Below are 752 nucleotides of genomic sequence, written 5' to 3'. Positions count from 1 at the left end.
CCGCGCCGCCGGCGCCGCGTCGTTCCCATGCCGCCCGGCCTGGGCGAGCAGGCGCCTGGCCGTGCCCCCGCCCACCCCGGGCGTCTCGCGCATCCTGTCCAGGATGACGCCCTTCCGCTTCTTCGACGCCCTCACATACTCGTCCCTGAACCTGAGGGTGACCTGCCGCTTCGTCGCCATGGTGGTCCCGTCTTCCATACGACCAGCCGAACAGACCGACCCGGTTTCGCGCTCACTCCCGATGAGGCACCACTACACAATTCACGCTCAAAAAACGTGAAGCACGTTGATATGACCTGATTTTTGTGGCTCTTGTGTTGTTTTCGTGGGTGGTGGCTCGTCGTTGAGCCGTTGAATACGAAGGTGTGAGGGGCGCTTCCTGTGGGTTTGTTTTTCGACCAAGAACACAACCGAGGAAAGCGCCTTAGTCGAAGAGCATATTCAAGCGATTGCCGAACGTCAAAGACATGATAGTCGAGGACGTGTCGTTGGACGACTCCCCGCTACGCGACGCGCCCGTCCTGGTGGCGCGCGTCAGGTGCAGGAAGGGAGCGTTGCGCTGCTCGCGCTGCGGGCGAAAGGCCCCGAGACACGACAACGGCGGGGGCGGGCGAAGCTGGCGGCACCAGGACTTCGGTTGCTTCCGCGTCGAGCTTTCCGGCCCGGTCCCGCGAGTGGAATGCCGTCTGCACGGCGTGGTGGTCTCCCGGGTGCCGTGGGCCGAGCCGGGCGGCCGGTTCACCCGCGGCTTC

General features: G+C 64.8%; 1 protein-coding gene and 1 pseudogene. One reads left to right on the top strand and one right to left on the bottom strand.

Annotated elements, in window-relative coordinates:
* A pseudogene (locus H7U32_RS09430) lies at positions 1-180 on the bottom strand (integrase catalytic domain-containing protein); the annotation flags it as partial.
* A gap of 269 nt (positions 181-449) precedes the next feature.
* Between H7U32_RS09430 and H7U32_RS09425 the strand changes: the two are divergent.
* On the top strand, positions 450-752 hold a 303-nt coding region (locus H7U32_RS09425; protein ID WP_239457668.1), incomplete at its 3' end, for a transposase family protein.

Source organism: Bifidobacterium pullorum subsp. saeculare (genome assembly GCF_016899725.1).
Classification (GTDB): domain Bacteria; phylum Actinomycetota; class Actinomycetes; order Actinomycetales; family Bifidobacteriaceae; genus Bifidobacterium; species Bifidobacterium pullorum_C.
The sequence above is the reverse complement of the archived record's forward strand: the minus strand, read 5'-3'. Positions and strand labels throughout refer to the sequence as shown.